The sequence below is a fragment of the Levilactobacillus fujinensis genome, from assembly GCF_003946335.1.
GTDB lineage: Bacteria > Bacillota > Bacilli > Lactobacillales > Lactobacillaceae > Levilactobacillus > Levilactobacillus fujinensis.
On the sequence record NZ_RHNX01000005.1, the window covers coordinates 1 to 16,624 of the forward strand.

A 16,624-nucleotide genomic window follows, 5' to 3' on the forward strand; every position below is an offset into this window, starting at 1 on the left:
TCATTCTCACTTTCAATTAGTTTTGGTCGACGATGTTGATGTGGGGCAGTGTGCCCCTTTTATTATACAGAAAATGGCGTCGACAGATTTCTCTATCAACACCAAATATCATAGAACCAATAAAAGTTGCTCCTTTCAGAGTCGTTATATTCTGAAAGGAGCAATTTTTTTTGAGTTATGGCCCAGTCTCTTTCGTGCTGAAGCTGGAGCAATATTTGCCAAAGTATCAAGCATACATGGCGGTTTCTACCAACTAGACCCAAAGCCGGCATCCAGGTCTTGAATGTAGTGTGGCGACCGATTTGGTTGGAGGTAAGGTTGGAGCTCTGCTGGTTGGAAATCAATCTGGGCTAACCGTTCCGGTGTTTGCCAGAGTAGATGGTCGCCGTTACAGGTGGCTTCCGGTAGCGTTGACGTCGTTTCAACTTGAAATAAAAGCACGATTTGTTGCCACGTTTCTCCCGGAATCGTCACCTGATGATCAGCCGCCGCCAGTAGGTGTATCGGCGTCACAGAAACACCGAGCTCCTCTTGAAATTCACGGGTGATGGCCGCTGCGGCTGACTCATGTAATTTGACGCGACCACCGATCAGGACGGCAGCAGCTGTGGTCGATGTGGTGACAAGAATGCGGCCGGTCGAGTCAAAAATGGTACCGGCTGCGCGATAGTTGAAATTTCCGTTGGCGGTTTCTAGTGTGATATCATTTGGTTCGTGTTCCATGAGTTCTCCTTAGTTGGCCGAGACGTACTTGAGTAGGCCGCGTTGCCATTCAACGTATGAGATAACTAATAGTAAACCAGTGACTAGTGTTGTCCAGAGTAGTAGCCATGTGGGCCGATTGTGGCCGAACTGAGCCGGAACGTTAGTAATAGCCAGTGAGGGGATGACCCACAGAAATAATTGCTGAATCACGCGTGGGTAAATTTTAGCCGGTCTAGCGGAGGCACTCATCAGGTCTTCTGGCAGACCATTGAGTGCGGTCAAGCCGTCAACCCAAAAGGCAAGTGTTACCATGATTTGATTGAGAGTGAAGACAAAGGCGATTCCGACAATCACTGCTACTAAGTAGAGCAGTAGGTTGAGTGGTGTCGGATGTAGTCGAGCTAAGATGACCCCCTCGATGATTCCGGTTAGAAGCAACGTGACTAGTGAGGGAAAGTCTACCCGGTAACAAGCATGGAACCAATAGGAATTTACTGGCCGTAACAGGGAGTAATCCAAGTTACCCGACAAGATTTGGTCGGTGAGGTCCTCATGAGCGGCGACAAATAAGAATTGGTAGCCATAACTGATGAGGTTGGCCGTTGTGATGAGATTTAAGTAATCTAGGAAGCTCCAGCCATAAATAGTTGGTGTAAAGGAAAAGTAGACGCCGCCGGTGATCAATTCAATGACATAGAATAAGATTCCGAACAGTGCGGTCAAAACGGTTGTTACACGGTAGGTCATGGTTTCTGCAAGACTTTGTGTGACTAACACGCGATAAATTTTGAACATTAGCTCCCCACCCCCTCATAGGAACGAATTCCGCGATGCCAGGTTAATTTGAGCAGAGCCAAAGTAACGACGGTCCACAGCATGGCCCAGCTCCCAGCAGTCGCTACTTGACGGAGGGAAAGCTTTCCTAAAAGCAGTAAGGTTAGCTGGTTACCGGCTAAGGAAAAGGGATTATAGATTAACCAGGAAAATGCTGGTGGCAGGACTTGTAACGGAAAGGCTTGACCACCCAAAAGCAAGAAGAGTGCACTTAAAACGGGGCGTAGCGGCCAGACCTGCACTAACCAAAAGGTGCAAAGGCTAATGGCAGTGACTAATAAGAAGAACATGCCATAGGTGATGACCATGAGCAAGAAACTACTGAGGCCGTACAATAGACCCCGGTGAAAGACGGGACTGACAATGGCGGTCGCAAGCCCATAGACGAATAGGTAGGGGATGGCGCGCCCCAGGTAGTCCCAGAAACTTTGAATGAAATAGTTGATCGGTCGCATGAGGACGACTGAGAGGTTACCACTGCGAACCAGACCGCTAAACTTAAAGATTGGCTCCGCGGAGAAAATCAAAGCCAAGACGTTGACGACAATCAGGTAGAGCACCATTTGGTTGGGACGAATACCAGCAATGTCGGAACGTCCACTAAAATTGTAAACGGCTAACCACATAAAAATTGTAACTAAGACATTGATAGCAGTGGTCAACAGGTGTAAAAATAGGTTGCCCCGATAAGCCAATGTCGTCATCAGGGCATTTTGACAAGTTACCCAGTATTTCATCGCTTTGGCGCCTCCTCAGAAAAGAGCTGCGTGAGGATGGCATCCAAATCGCTGTTGCGGCGGTTGACACTCAAAATTTGTCGCGGGTCGATCGGTAAAGTAGCCAGTGTGGTAGCGTCGACTTCGTAATGGGTCGGATCCACTTGGCGGACGTGCACAGGGATGTGTGTCAGGGGACCATCTGTCACGATTTCTAGGATTGGTACAGTAGCATAGCGACTGATCAGACCGGTTGTAGTACCTTCGAAAATCTTTTTGCCATGGTTAACGACGGCCACGCGTTGCGCCAGCGCCTCGATATCCTTGGTATTGTGGCTAGTCAAGATAATCGTCATTTGGGTGTCATGATTCAGCTGTTTCAAGAAACGGTAGATATTGGCTTGACTACTGACATCGATTCCAATCGTGGGTTCGTCCAAGAAGAGAATCTCTGGCCGATGGATTAGCGCGCAAATCAGTTCGAACTTGATGCGCTGGCCTAAAGATAATTTGCGAACCGGAACGTGTAACTGAGGTGTGACTGCCAATTCTTTGGTGAGAAAGGCCAGCCAATTGTTGAACTGGTCGTGGGGAATATGATAGATCTCTCGCAGTAACACCAGGGTATCCAAGGCTGGCAGGTCCCAGGCCAACTGACTCTTTTGACTGAGCATGACGCCAATCCGTTGTAAAAAGGCGGGTTGCTTGCGAAAGGGTACTTGGTCGGTGAAAAGGCGAACGTCACCGGTATTAGCTGGGAGAATGCCAGTCATGAGCTTGATGAGGGTCGTTTTACCTGCACCATTGGCCCCTAGTAGGCCGAGAATTTCGCCCCGGTTCACTTGTAAGGAGATATCTTGAACGGCGGCAACGGTGCTTTTTTGGCGGTGAAATAGGTCGTGCCAAGCACCACTGAAACCGGATTGCTTGGTAAAGGTCACGTAGCTGAAGTTGGCGTGATCAATGGAAATGATGGGTGAGGACATAAATATCGCTTCCCTACTTATGAAATTGTTATGTAATTCTAATCTTTTTTTAATTATATCACTGATTGGGCAACCTGTTTACTTGAAAACAAGTAGAGTGGGCGAAATGGTGAAAGGAAACACCAGGCTTGCAAAACGGTTAGAAAATGGGTAAACTAAGCAATACTGGATTTATGCGACCTTCAAATCGTAGATTCTCCAGAATCTGAGAGAAATGATGGTGATATCATGCAGGACAACAGCCAAACACGGGTTGTCGTTGGTATGAGTGGCGGGGTCGATTCCTCCGTTGTCGCTTTGCGCTTAAAGCAGCAAGGCTATGACGTGATCGGCGTCTTCATGAAGAATTGGGACGATACGGATGAAAATGGTGTCTGTACCGCCACAGAAGACTATAAAGATGTAGCAAAGGTTGCCTCCCAAATTGGCATTCCTTACTACTCCGTCAACTTTGAAAAGGAATACTGGGACCGCGTGTTCACGTACTTCTTGGATGAGTACAAAAAGGGTCGGACGCCGAATCCCGATGTGATCTGCAACAAGGAGATCAAGTTCAAGGCGTTTTTGGACTACGCATTGGAGCTGGGTGCTGACTACATCGCTACGGGTCATTATGCACAGTTGACTCGTGACGAAAACGGCGACGCGCACTTAATGCGGGCCGTAGATCAGAACAAGGATCAGACTTACTTCTTGAGTCAGCTCTCAACTGAGCAGCTGGACCGCGTCATGTTCCCAATCGGGGACTTGGTTAAGCCTCAGGTTCGTGAGATTGCTAAGGCTGCTGGTTTGGCAACTGCTGACAAGAAGGACTCCATGGGTATCTGCTTTATCGGTGAGAAGGGTCATTTCAAGGACTTCTTAAACACCTACCTGCCAGCTAAGCCTGGAAAAATGATGACGGTTGATGGTGAGGTCAAGGGTGACCATGCTGGCTTAATGTACTATACAATCGGTCAGCGTCGGGGCTTAGGCATCGGTGGTGACGGTGAGGATAACGAGCCATGGTTTGTTATCGGCAAGGACTTGACAAAGAACGTCCTGTACGTGGGTAAGGGCTATCATAATGAGCATTTATACGCGACACATTTGTCTGCTTCGGACATTCACTGGGTAAATACCATTGATCGCGGCAGTGATTTCCACTGCACGGCAAAGTTCCGCTACCGGCAAAAGGACACTGGCGTTACCGTTCATCTGAGCGAGGACGGCCAGCAGGTCACAGTTGCATTTGATGACCCAGCTCGGGCGATTACCCCCGGTCAGGCCGTTGTCTTCTACAACGGTGATGAGTGCCTGGGAAGTGCCATTATTGACGCCGCTTACAACAAGGATCGTGAGCTACAGTTGATCTAAACAGGTAAGGGCTTCCCCACTGTAAATGTTGGGGAAGCCCTTTTTGTGGATAACAACTAGCTTCTGGGAGCTAGCAATCATGAGAAAATTGTATTTTCTGGCAGAGTTTCTTTGAAATGAATCACAAAACTGGCATAATATATAGGATGTGTAGTGATGGTTCCTTCACCTTACCGGCCAGAAAATATGGGCTGGAACGGTGCCAACATAATTTGAAATTTCGAAAATGCCAAGCCTACAAGCTTGTTTTCTACTAAGCCAGTGAAGAAAACACCCACTGACTTAGTAGAATGTCGCGCCTAAGTCCATATCTGCTGTCGACCTCTCGGCTTACGTGGCTGTTCTGAGACAGCATATACTTAGGTTCTAGCAACTATTTGGGATTTAGCGCTTGAAATTGACGTGCACAATTTGAGCCAGCGGAGTCTCTGGCGGCCGGAGTGCGGCTGTTTTCACTAAGCTGGCTTTCAATTTTTAGTTTTTAACCTTTACGCAGTAACCAAATAACCAGTGCAAAGTAGTAATGAAGAGAGTGGAGAAGGGAAGATTACACGTTGAAATTATACTTTATTCGTCACGGGAAGACCCAGTGGAACCTGGAAGGTCGTTTCCAAGGTGCCGGGGGAGATTCGCCGCTGTTGACCGAAAGCTATCAACAAATGGTACAGGTCGGCCATTTCTTGCGAGATACATCATTTACGCACGCGTATGCGAGTCCCATCAAGCGGGCACGGGTAACTGCTCGCCGCGTCGTTCGTGAACTTCATCAACGGGTGCCATTGACATTGATGAGCCGACTGGAAGAGTTTCATCTTGGACAAATGGAGGGGATGGCTTTTGAAGACGTCCGGAAACAATTTCCAGCTGAGCTGGATGCCTTCCGTAATCATCCGGATCGGTACGACGCGGCGAGCATTGGTGGGGAAACCTTTACCGAGGTGATCGCGCGAATGACACCTGCGATTCAAACCATTGTGGCAGCCAATTCTCGGCCAACAGATAATGTGTTGGTCGTCAGTCATGGGGCGGCCCTGAACGCTGAAATTAATGCGCTCTTGGGTACGCCGCTCACTGATCTGCGGAAACGCGGTGGCATTCGGAACACCAGTGTGACCATTTTGGAGACCACTGATGGGCAACACTTTGACTTGATTGATTGGAATGATACGAGTTTTCTAACGGCCGCGGCAACGCCGACCGATACAATTTAGGTGATAAATAATGACAGATAAAAATAAAAAGAGCCGTGACGCAGATAAACAGCGTTCAGAACGATTGGTCCACCAATTAGTTCAGAAAATCAATACCAACCCCGGAGACGCCGATGCCTATTATGATTTGGCTACAGTGCTGGTTGATCTCAATTCTTTTGCTCAGGCTGAAGAGCTGCTAATGAAGGCGCTTGGGCTATTCGCCGCTCAAAAGGATGTGGTAGAGAAGCTACGGTATGGTTTGGGTAACGTCTATTATGCTGCTCAAGACTACACCAAGGCGATTCAACAGTTTGACCAGTTAGGTAATCAGTGGAAGGGTGCCGGCTACCTTATGTTGGCCCAGAGTTACATGGCAAATGGGGACCATAAACGGGCATTAGCGTTTGCATTAACGGCACTAACTAGTCAACCACAGGACACGGCAACCATACAAATCGTAGCCGACAACTTGCTGGCATTGGGAAATATGGCGCAAGCAGCACAGTACTATGATCAAGTGTTGGCGTTAGATCCTGAGAACGGTCGAGCAAACTTTGACCGGGGGTTAGTGGCGATGGTTCAAGGTGAGTCCTACGGCACCTACTTTGATTTGGCCAAACGACAGGACCCCACCTACTTTGAGAAGGGGCAGCAGCGGCTGGCTGATATTGAACGGTTTGTGCAGACGCAACAAGGTAAGCCGGATAAATAGCGGAGGGAGGCAAGCAGATGGCAACCGAATCACTGGATTTATTTGCGGCAGATAGTGCTGGACAAGCCGATTATGTGGTCGGCACCGTCAGTGCAGTCTTCTTTGCCAGTAACGATAGTTTTTACAAGGTCATGTTGGTCAAGGTCTCAGAGACGAGCTTGGATTGGCATGAGGACGAAATCGTTGTGACCGGAAATTTCGCGGACATTAAGGATGACGTCACGTACCGATTCACCGGGAAACGGGTTGAGCATCCGAAATACGGTGTACAGTTTCAGGCAGATAATTATCAAAATGAGACGCCGACCTCTCGTAGTGGGCTCATTGCTTATTTGAGTGGCGACGATTTTCCTGGGCTAGGTAAGAAAACGGCGGAGAAAATTGTCGATAGTCTTGGGACGAACGCCATTGAGAAAATTTTAAACGACAGCAGTGTTTTGACACCACTCAGTCTGTCGCCAAAGGTTGTGGCCACACTGGTTAACCAGCTTCAGACCAATAACGGGATGGAACAGATTATCATTGGTCTCAATGGATATGGTTTCGGAAGTACCTTGGCGGCGGCTATTTATAATCGGTACCAGGAAAAAACATTGGACGTGATTCACAACGATCCCTATCAATTGGCCGAGGATATTACTGGGGTCAGTTTCAAGCGGGCCGATCAGATTGCCACGCAGTTAGGCTATGCGGCAGATCGACCAGAACGACTACGGGCGGGACTCTTGCAGACGCTTAATGACTTATCGGTTGCAAATGGGGACACTTACACGACAGCCAAGCCGCTGTTGAACAATGCCTTGAGTCTGCTTGAGAACTCGCGGAATGTGCGGTTAAATCCACAGAGCCTTGCGGACCAATTACTTGAATTAGCCAAGCAGCAGAAGGTCGTTGGTGACGAACAACGAATCTATTTGAAGTCATTGTATGATGCAGAATGGCAGATTGCTGAGCATTTACAGCGATTGCTGCAAGCCGATGATCACCGACCGGAATTTAGCGAGGCGGCCATTAAGAAGCAGCTCCGTATCGTGGAAAAACAGGAGGATATTGTGTACGATGATTCGCAAACTTCTGCTTTAACGGCGGCAATTCGGGCCAAAATGCTGCTCTTAACTGGGGGACCTGGTACCGGCAAGACCACGATTATTCGTGGCCTGGTCAACCTTTATGCCCGCTTGTACGATGTGTCATTGGATATTAACGACTACAAGGACAAACCCTTTCCGATTCTGCTAGCCGCACCGACTGGCCGAGCTGCCAAACGAATGAGCGAATCGACGGGATTACCCGCCAGTACCATTCACCGCTTGTTAGGATTGACTGGTCGTGAAAATGATTTAGATGCCGCGGCAACCAAGGACCTTGAAGGTGGATTGCTGATTGTCGATGAAGTCTCGATGGTCGACGTTTACCTGATGAAGACATTGTTGCGTGCCGTGCCAGATAGCATGCAGGTCATTCTGGTGGGGGATAAGGATCAGCTGCCATCGGTTGGTCCCGGACAGGTTTTCCATGACTTACTGGACAGTGACCACTTGGACAAAATTCAGCTGGATACGATTTACCGACAGGGAGATGGCTCGTCGATCATTCCACTCGCACATGCTATTAAGCAGGGGCAACTCCCAGCCGATTTTACCAAAAATCAACCAGATAGGTCGTTTATTGCATGTCATGCGGGTCAAGTGCCAGATGTGATCGACCAAATCGTTGCGAAGGCCCACGCCAAGGGATTCTCTGCCGCAGATATTCAGGTGTTGGCACCAATGTACCGGGGAACTGCCGGCATTGACCGCTTGAACGTCGTTTTGCAGGACATTTTAAATCCTAAGAAAAGTGAACGGTCCAAGGAAGTTGAGTTCCGTAATCAACATTTTCGGATTGGTGATAAGGTCTTACATCTTGTGAATAGTCCCGAAAATAACGTCTTTAATGGCGATATCGGGACCATCACAGGTATCGAGTTGGCTAGTGACAAGCACAGCGAGGTTAAAACTGACGCGTTGACGATTGCGTTTGAGCAGACCGAAGTGACCTATTCACGGAATGATTGGAACCGGTTGACGTTGGCCTACTGTATGTCGATCCATAAGTCGCAGGGGTCGGAATTCAAGCTAGTCATCTTGCCGATGGTCAATCAGTACAGTCGAATGTTGCAGCGGAACTTACTCTATACGGCAGTGACGCGGGCAGCAGACATGCTGATCTTGATTGGAGAGTCCCAGGCGTTTGAGACTTGTGTCACTAATCTATCGGTCAATCGACATACCACGTTGACCTTACGAATTCAGTCGGTGATTGCACCGGATGAAAAGACAACTGGGAAAGTGCCAGCAACTGAGAAAACTGATGAGGTGACAAGGGCGCCGGTAGTGGCGACACCACAAGTCGTTGAAACCGTTGAAACGCCGTCTGCTGAGGAAACACCGGCTGCTGGGGTGGACGCAAAACCAACCGAGCCACAGAATTATCGGTTGACACCGGCACTCGTTTTGGCGGGAGGTATCGATCCCATGATTGGTATGCAAGGCGTTACCCCACAACAATTTATGCCATCAGACCAAAATAGCTAGCTCAGACGTTGCGTTTCGCGACAAAGATTGCGATAATATAGACAGTAAAAATTAACGAATTGTGGGTAACCCCCACTGGGAGGCTGTTATGGCAGAACACGTCGAAGCTGGTAGAATGAAAGTCTTTGCCTTGAACTCAAACCGACCACTCGCAGACAAGATTGCGAAGGCCGCTGGGGTTGAATTGGGAAAAGCAACGATCAAGCACTTTAGTGACGGTGAAATTCAGATCAGTATTGACGAAAGCATTCGGGGGGATGAGCTGTTCATCATTCAATCCGTCTCTGATCCGGTCAACACCAACCTGATGGAACTTCTGATCATGGTCGATGCAGCACGCCGAGCAAGTGCGGATAAGATCAACGTGGTCATTCCGTATTATGGTTACTCACGAGCTGACAGAAAGGCCCGCTCGCGGGAACCCATTACTGCAAAGTTGATTGCATCACTCATGCAGATGGATGGGGTGAGTCGGGTCATTGCGTTGGACTTACATGCAGCACAATTACAAGGTTTCTTCGATATTCCGGTCGACCACTTACAAAGCGATCGTTTATTGACCAGTTACTTTGAAAATAGCACGATGGCCGATGAAGATATCGTCGTGGTTGCGCCAGATCATGCTGGTGTGAGCCGGGCCCGGCGGTTAGCGGAATTGTTAAGTGCACCAATTGCCATTATTGATAACCGAGACGATGCCGAAAATGCGGCCCATCCAGAAGCCGTTATCGGGGACGTTAAGGGTAAGCACGCCATCTTGGTGGATGATATTATTGATACGGCCGTTCGGATCACTATTTCGGCGGATGCCCTCAAGAAGGCCGGCGCTGCGGATGTGTATGCCTGTGCAACGCACGCCGTATTGTCCGGAGATGCAACTCAACGGATCAATGATTCCGTTTTGAAGAAGGTCGTTATTACCGATTCCATCCAATTGCCAGAAGATAAGCAGAGCGATAAGTTCGTTGTGATGTCTGTGGGTGAGTTATTCGGGAAAGCCATCGATTTGATTTACCATGAGGAACCGGTGGATTCCTTATTTCATCCAGTACCAAAGCGCCAAGAACAGTAAAATGATTTTGAACCAAATAAAAGCACCGAAATTGTCTGAAAAATAATTTCGGTGTTTTTAATTTAGGTTATTATCCAATATAAAATTGAAGACAAGTGTAATGTTGGCTGGCGTTGTACGGCCATTCTTAATTAATACCTGTTTACAACAACTTCAGATGTTCTTTCGGCCGATCATAGTCCAACCAGCGTTCCAATTGATTCTGTCCAGCCGTAATGATGACACAGCAGAGCCAATACAGGATGGCAATCGTGATGTAAATCGTCATGTAATCCTGATTGGCTCCGGCGACAATCTTAGCCTGCATGAACATTTCGGTCACGGTAATCATGGCCGCAAGTGAGGTACCTTTGAACATGTCGAGCAGAATATTGCCGAGGGCAGGAATGCTGATGCGAAAGGCCTGCGGAATGATAATGAAGCGCATGACCTTGCGGTAGGGCAGACCAATCGAATAGGCAGCCTCATACTGACCGGGGTCAATGCCCATAAAGGCGGAGCGAAAGACCTCGGAGATAAAGGCGGCTGCACCAATCGTAAACGAGAGAATGGCAGCCGGCATGGCGTCTAGACCAAAACCAAAGTAGACGATAAACAGAACGACCAACATAGGGACACCGCGCATAAACGAAATATAGGCACGGGCTAGCCAGTGGAGCAGCTTAATGTGACTCAGCTGCGCCAGTGTCAGTAACATCCCAAGAATCGTTGCTAAAACAAATGCCATGGCGGTCAGATAAATTGTCATTGGTAAGCCACTTAGGATTTGGGGGATGGATGACCAAGCTAACCGCGCATTAAAAAAGCCAGGAATTGAGATATATTTTAACATGGGTGACACCCCTCAATTCCTATTGACCAGTCGACGTGGACTTGATCGTAAAGTTCTTGGAGATGTGCACGTTGGGCTTCTTTGTGACGTCGGCGCCATAGTACTTTTCAGAGATTTTCTTGATGGTGCCATCCTTCAGGAGTTTCTTGATTTCTTTATCAATTTCTTGTTTGAGCTTGGTGTTGCTCTTCTTCATCAAGATACCGACACCCTGACCGTCATCGGTGGTCGTGAAGTACATGTTCTTCACGATGTGTAAGCCGTTATTCGGCACGGCGGCTAACGCCAATTTCTGCAGATAATAGTCGTTCATGATGACATCGGTCTTACCTTTTTCCAGGTCTTTTAAGTAGACATCGTTGGAGACGTTGTCGTAGTTCACCAATTTAGCGCCTAGCTGCTGAGCAAGTCGTTGATAACTTGTACCTGCTTCGCCAGCGGCTTTTTTACCCTTGATATCGGCCCAATTATGGATGCCAGAGTCGTCCTTGTTCCGTACGACAATACTGTTAAATGAGTGTTTGTAGACCGTTGATAGGGCAAATTGTTTCTTTCGTGCCGGAGAGAGACCAAAGTCGTTCGCTGCCATGTCAGCCTTACCGGAACTGACCGCCGTTAATTGACCATCGACACTGAGTTCTTGAAACTTGACCTTTTTACCCAAACCTTTGGCAACAGCGCGCACAACCTCCACGTCAAAACCTGTTAATTTACTGTTCTTGGACATGTGAAATGACGTGGGATACAATGTTCCCGAGGTTGCGACAATCAATGTTTTCTTGTCGGCAACCTTGGCATTTGTTGACTTCGACGATGAGGTCTTCCCGCAACCAACGAGACCGAGACTCATCACTAAACTTAACCCTAACCCTAAAACCAACCATTTCTTCGTCTTATTCATCAAGTATTCAGTCCTTTCAATTGTGACCTAAGACGGTTTTAAGTATAACTACTTGAAAACGCTTTTACAACCGGGTATTGTGAAAATTAAATAGGCACTGTTTTTCAGTGAAAATCAGACCAGATTTGATCATTTATGAACATTAGCCGAGTAGCCGAGTCGGTAGCCCAGTAATGATACAGTGGTAATCAACAATCCGTGAAGGGGGTTAGGTTTCTCATTTTACAATGTATTCGCTTAAATTTCACAAAGCGAGTAAATTAAGGCAATTGTTGACTTGACGTGAGGAGTATTTGGGACGTCAACGATACTTGGTGGCCGTAGTGTGATGTTTAGTGGTAATTCACCTTATGTAGTGGTAGGTGTGATCGGGGCCAGTTAACTTTTAGGAGGCTATGGAAATGAGTCAGTTAGAATGGATCGGGGTTCCAGCATTGACGTGGGCCAAACGGGTTCGTAATGGTGAAGTCACCAGCCAGGAGCTGGTGGCAGCGGCGTTTGAAGAGATAGATCGACAAAATCCACAGTTAAATGCGGTCATTACAACGCGTAAAGAAAAGGCATTACAAGAAGCAGCCGCACAGGTCGATACGGGCCAGCCATTTTTGGGTGTCCCGTTGTTACTGAAAGGACTGGGACAACAGCTACAAGGCGCACCGAGCACAAGTGGATCGCGACTCTTACGGGACAACGTGGCGACACAGACAAGTTTCTTCGTTAAAGCATTGCAACGGGCTGGTTTCGTTATTATTGGACAGACCAATTTCCCTGAGTTTGGGTTTAAAAATATTACGGATGCTGAAATTTATGGACCAGCGCGTAATCCGTGGAATTTAAGTTATCAACCGGGTGGCTCGTCCGGTGGTGCTGGTGCCAGTGTCGCTGCTGGGTTTGTCCCAATTGCTGCCGGAAGCGATGGTGGGGGATCGATTCGAATTCCATCTTCATGGTCTGGGACGATTGGGTTAAAGCCAACTCGTGGTCGCGTGCCAGTTGGTCCCAACGATTGGCGTTCTTGGCAAGGAGCAGCAATTGACTTTGCACTGACCCGGTCGATCAAGGATACCGCCGCACTGCTAGATAGTTTACAAACGATTCAACCAGCCGCGGTTTTTCAGACACCATTAGAAAAATCCGGCTATCTGGCGCAACTGAATCAACCCATGAAACACATCAAGGTAGGGTATACGACAGAGTCACCAGTGGAAACACCGGTTAGCCCAGAGGCTATTCATGCAGTCGAAATGGCAGCCCAATTTCTCAGCGAGCAAGGGTTCGATGTCGAGGAGGTCCACGTGCCAATTGATGGGGTAGCGCTCATGGAGAGCTATTACACCATGAATGCTGGAGAAACGGCGGCCTTTATGAGCGAACTCGCAGAGGATATTGGGCGATCACTGAATCGAACCGATATGGAACTTCTGACGTGGGCACTGTATCAGACAGGATTACATACGAGTGCGGCCGACTACAGCTTGGCGTTGAGCAAGTGGGATCAAGCGGCTTGGACAATGGCTAAATTGCACGTGAATTATCCAATTGTTTTGACGCCAACAACGGCTTGGCCAGCACCCAAGGTAGGCGACACGCTGGTTTCAGCGGAAAATGAAATGAAAATGGCTTCCATTGAGAGTTTTAGTCCCCGGTCACAAAAGCAGCTAATCTATGATCAATGGCTACCAGCATTAACACGGTCGCCATTTACGCAGCAAGCCAATTTGACTGGTGAACCTGCCATTAGCTTGCCAACAGCAGTCACCAAGGAAGGATTGCCCCTTGGAATTCAATTTAATGCGGCAAAAGGACAAGAATTGGCATTATTGAGGCTTGGCGCTTTATTTGAAGGCGCCGGAAAGTTAAAATGGTTACATGCAACTAAATTGGAATGAGGAGAGAAGATTTTGAAGGGAAAGCAATTTGGAATTTTAATGGGATTGGCGTTACTGGTTGTGGGCGGATTGGCCGCTTGTGGCAAGGCAACGTCATCAAATGGAAACTCGGGTCAGTTGGCAGCGAAGCAAGTCGTTAAGCTGTCGGCAAAGTCCGAAGTGACCACGTTGGACGTCTCAAAGGCAGCTGATTCGACGAGTCTAACTATGCTCTACCATACGCAAGAGGGATTGTATCGGTTGGGTAAAAATGAGAAGCTCATCAATGCGATGGCAACCAAGACAACGGTGTCTAAGGATGGGAAGACCTACGTCTTTAAGCTCCGGTCGAACAACCACTGGAACGATGGTCGTGCGGTCACTGCAAAAGATTATGTGTATTCTTGGGAACGGACGGTCAACCCAAAGACCGCATCTGAGTATGCTTACCTGATGGCGGGCATCAAGAATTATAACCAGGTGCAGAGCGGTAAAGTGGCCCCGAGTCAGTTGGGCGTTAAGGCGTTGAACAAAAATACGTTACAAGTCACGTTGAGTAAACCGGTGGCCTACTTTAAGTTATTGCTCGCCTTTCCGACGTTCTTCCCACAAGAACAAAGCGTGGTTGAACACTATGGTAGTGATTACGGTCACACGAGTGGTAAGACAGCCTACGATGGGCCGTTTGTTATGACCAAGTGGCAAGGAACCAATCAGAACTGGGAACTCGTTAAGAACACGCACTTCTGGGACAAAAAGCACATCACATTACAAAAAATGAACTTCCAAGTCGTGGCTGATCCATCGACTGGATTAAGCTTATTCCAGAAGAAGGACCTCGACGCCACGATGTTGGATGGCACGCAGGTCGCCAACTTGAAGAATAATTCTAGTCTGAAGACGTTCGTCGGTGGGACAACTTACTACATGCAGATGAACCAGAAAAAGGTCAAGGCTTTACGGAACTTAAAGGTTCGTCAAGCTCTGTCCATGGCCATCGATAAGCAACAGTTAGCCAAGAGTGTTTTGCGTGACGGGTCTAAGGCACCACTTGGATTCGTGTCACAAAATCTGTCGCGGAACCCGAAGACTAAAAAGGACTTTGCGTCAGATGCTTACGTTAAGAGCGGGGTTACCTATAATCTGAAGCAGGCTAAGCAACTGATGAAGGCCGGGTTAAAAGCAACCGGGACGAAGAAATTGAATCTGACATTAATGGCGGATGATATTTCCGTAACTAAAACGGTGGCTCAGTACATCCAGGCCGAACTACAGAAGCTACCAAACGTGAAAGTTACGATCAATACCTTGCCGTACAAGACGCGGCTGAGTCGTTCGAACTCTGGTAACTTTGAATTAGTTCTTTCAAGTTGGGGTGCTGACTTTGCTGACCCCATCAACTTCTTATCATTGATGAGCACGGGAAACACCAATAACAATGGTGATTTCTCCGATGCCCAATATGATGCGGCTATCAAACGTTCCGAGAACCAGGATGCCAATGATCCAACCGCTCGCTATAATGATTTGGTCACGGCGGAAAAACGGCTTATGACGCAACAAGGGGTCGTACCACTGTACCAACCAGCAACGGCTGAGATGTGGAATCCCAAGGTCAGTGGCTACGTATGGAATCCAGCAGGAATGAGTCGTGGTTACCAGTGGATGAAGGTCGAGAAGTAGATTCTTTCGCAAATTGAGTTGTAATGATGCAATCTTTACGTTGAAATTGAACGAATTTTCTTGAAAGCGGACGGCCTTAGTCGTCCGCTTTTTTGCGGCCTTGGAAAATATTTCACCCAGGCAATTTATAAATTCGGAATTGAAATTAGTTATGAAACATGTTATACCAGAGGTAGTCATAATGAAAGCGAATACATATAGAAATAGTTGATGAAACTTGGAGGCTGACACCATGCAATTTGATGACTTACTTACTGAACAACGGAATCACCGCTCGACGCACATTGATCGGGAGTCTACGTTAGAAATGGTTGCAACGATCAACCGGGAGGACCACCGGGTTGCACGAGCCGTACAAAAGCAGTTGCCCCAGATTGCGGCAGCCGTTGATGCTGCGTACCCAAAATTTGATGAGGGTGGACGCCTAATTTACGTGGGGGCTGGAACCTCTGGCCGTTTAGGCGTGATTGACGCAACGGAGTTACAACCAACTTATGGGTTGACAGCACAACAGACATTTGGGTTGATTGCCGGGGGCACTCAGGCTCTGACGACGACGGTTCAAGCCGCCGAAGACTCACCGGAATTGGCACAGGCTGACCTGGGCGCCGTTCATTTGACCAGCAAGGACGTGGTGATTGCCAGCGCGGCATCCGGTCAAACCCCGTATACGTTGGCCGCACTACAGTTCGCGCAGGACCAGGGAGCACTAGGAATTGGTTTTTCTTGTATCGAGGGGAGTCCACTGTCTGAGTTGGCAAACTTCCCAATCACACCAGTTGTGGGGCCTGAAATTATTACGGGAGCCACGTTATTGAAGGCGGGTACTGCGGAAAAGATGGTACTCAATATGCTGTCAACGGGAATCATGATCAAGACAGGAAAAGTTTATCAAAACCTGATGATCAACGTGGTTCCAACCAATGGCAAGACCTTTGAACGAGCTAAGAAGATTATTGCGGAAGCAACTCAAACATCAACGTTAGCGGCAGAACGAGCCCTGGATCGCGCGGGGAACAATGTCCCGTTAGCAATTGTCTTAATTGAAACCAAGGGAACAATTGCGGAGGCCAAGTCTTTGTTGGATGCGACGAATGGTCATGTTTCTCAGGCAGTTAAGCTGAGCGATAAGGGCTAGCTTCAACACATATAGCGTAAGTTAAGGAAGTTCAGAAAATTTTCTGAGCTTC

Annotated in this window: 14 protein-coding genes; 8 read left to right on the forward strand and 6 right to left on the reverse strand. The window is 48.1% G+C overall.

Annotated features, from left to right (window positions below):
* Positions 1–246 precede the first annotated feature (246 nt).
* The 4 genes from EKM89_RS02820 to EKM89_RS02835 are packed head-to-tail and all read right to left on the reverse strand — an operon-like array spanning position 247 to position 3,241.
* Positions 247–723 (reverse strand): NUDIX domain-containing protein, encoded by a 477-nt coding sequence (locus EKM89_RS02820; RefSeq protein ID WP_125685648.1) that lies wholly within the window; start codon positions 721–723, stop codon positions 247–249.
* 9 nt (positions 724–732) lie between these two features.
* A complete protein-coding gene (locus EKM89_RS02825) occupies positions 733–1,500 on the reverse strand; it encodes an ABC transporter permease (RefSeq protein ID WP_125685649.1) in 768 nt (255 codons plus the stop codon).
* A complete protein-coding gene (locus EKM89_RS02830; protein ID WP_125685650.1) occupies positions 1,500–2,276 on the reverse strand; it encodes an ABC-2 family transporter protein in 777 nt (258 codons plus the stop codon). The genes EKM89_RS02825 and EKM89_RS02830 overlap by 1 nt, the downstream gene beginning before the upstream one ends.
* Positions 2,273–3,241: an ABC transporter ATP-binding protein gene (locus EKM89_RS02835; RefSeq protein WP_125685651.1), complete on the reverse strand. Its 969-nt coding sequence runs from the start codon at positions 3,239–3,241 to the stop codon at positions 2,273–2,275. Before EKM89_RS02835 ends, EKM89_RS02830 begins: the two co-directional genes overlap by 4 nt.
* Positions 3,242–3,469: 228 nt before the next feature.
* Between EKM89_RS02835 and mnmA the strand changes: the two genes are divergently transcribed.
* From mnmA to EKM89_RS02860, 5 genes are all read left to right on the forward strand, one after another.
* Complete coding sequence (gene mnmA / locus EKM89_RS02840; RefSeq protein WP_125685652.1) at positions 3,470–4,597, forward strand: tRNA 2-thiouridine(34) synthase MnmA; 1,128 nt, start codon at positions 3,470–3,472, stop codon at positions 4,595–4,597.
* A gap of 554 nt (positions 4,598–5,151) precedes the next feature.
* The gene (locus EKM89_RS02845; RefSeq protein WP_125685653.1) at positions 5,152–5,808 is read left to right on the forward strand and encodes a histidine phosphatase family protein; all 657 of its coding nucleotides are present in this window, start codon (positions 5,152–5,154) and stop codon (positions 5,806–5,808) included.
* Positions 5,809–5,818: 10 nt separating this feature from the next.
* Positions 5,819–6,502: a tetratricopeptide repeat protein gene (locus EKM89_RS02850; RefSeq protein WP_125685654.1), complete on the forward strand. Its 684-nt coding sequence runs from the start codon at positions 5,819–5,821 to the stop codon at positions 6,500–6,502.
* 17 nt (positions 6,503–6,519) lie between these two features.
* The gene (recD2, locus tag EKM89_RS02855; protein WP_125685655.1) at positions 6,520–9,078 is read left to right on the forward strand and encodes an SF1B family DNA helicase RecD2; all 2,559 of its coding nucleotides are present in this window, start codon (positions 6,520–6,522) and stop codon (positions 9,076–9,078) included.
* Between the two features lie 88 nt (positions 9,079–9,166).
* On the forward strand, positions 9,167–10,150 hold the full coding sequence (locus EKM89_RS02860; protein WP_125685656.1) for a ribose-phosphate diphosphokinase: 984 nt from the start codon (positions 9,167–9,169) through the stop codon (positions 10,148–10,150).
* A gap of 142 nt (positions 10,151–10,292) precedes the next feature.
* On the opposite strand, the gene EKM89_RS02865 is transcribed toward EKM89_RS02860, so the two are convergent.
* Positions 10,293–10,982 carry an amino acid ABC transporter permease gene (locus EKM89_RS02865; RefSeq protein WP_125685657.1) on the reverse strand — a complete coding sequence of 230 codons (690 nt, stop codon included), beginning with the start codon at positions 10,980–10,982 and terminating at the stop codon, positions 10,293–10,295.
* A 19-nt stretch (positions 10,983–11,001) separates the two neighbouring features.
* Positions 11,002–11,883 carry a transporter substrate-binding domain-containing protein gene (locus EKM89_RS02870; protein WP_125685658.1) on the reverse strand — a complete coding sequence of 294 codons (882 nt, stop codon included), beginning with the start codon at positions 11,881–11,883 and terminating at the stop codon, positions 11,002–11,004.
* Positions 11,884–12,284: 401 nt separating this feature from the next.
* On the opposite strand from EKM89_RS02870, the gene EKM89_RS02875 reads away from it, so the two are divergent.
* The 3 genes from EKM89_RS02875 to murQ all read left to right on the forward strand — a co-directional run bounded on the left by EKM89_RS02875 (position 12,285) and on the right by murQ (position 16,572).
* On the forward strand, positions 12,285–13,772 hold the full coding sequence (locus EKM89_RS02875) for an amidase (RefSeq protein ID WP_125685659.1): 1,488 nt from the start codon (positions 12,285–12,287) through the stop codon (positions 13,770–13,772).
* A gap of 12 nt (positions 13,773–13,784) precedes the next feature.
* The gene (locus tag EKM89_RS02880; protein ID WP_125685660.1) at positions 13,785–15,434 is read left to right on the forward strand and encodes a peptide ABC transporter substrate-binding protein; all 1,650 of its coding nucleotides are present in this window, start codon (positions 13,785–13,787) and stop codon (positions 15,432–15,434) included.
* Between the two features lie 232 nt (positions 15,435–15,666).
* On the forward strand, positions 15,667–16,572 hold the full coding sequence (gene murQ, locus EKM89_RS02885) for an N-acetylmuramic acid 6-phosphate etherase (RefSeq protein ID WP_125685661.1): 906 nt from the start codon (positions 15,667–15,669) through the stop codon (positions 16,570–16,572).
* Positions 16,573–16,624 lie beyond the last annotated feature (52 nt).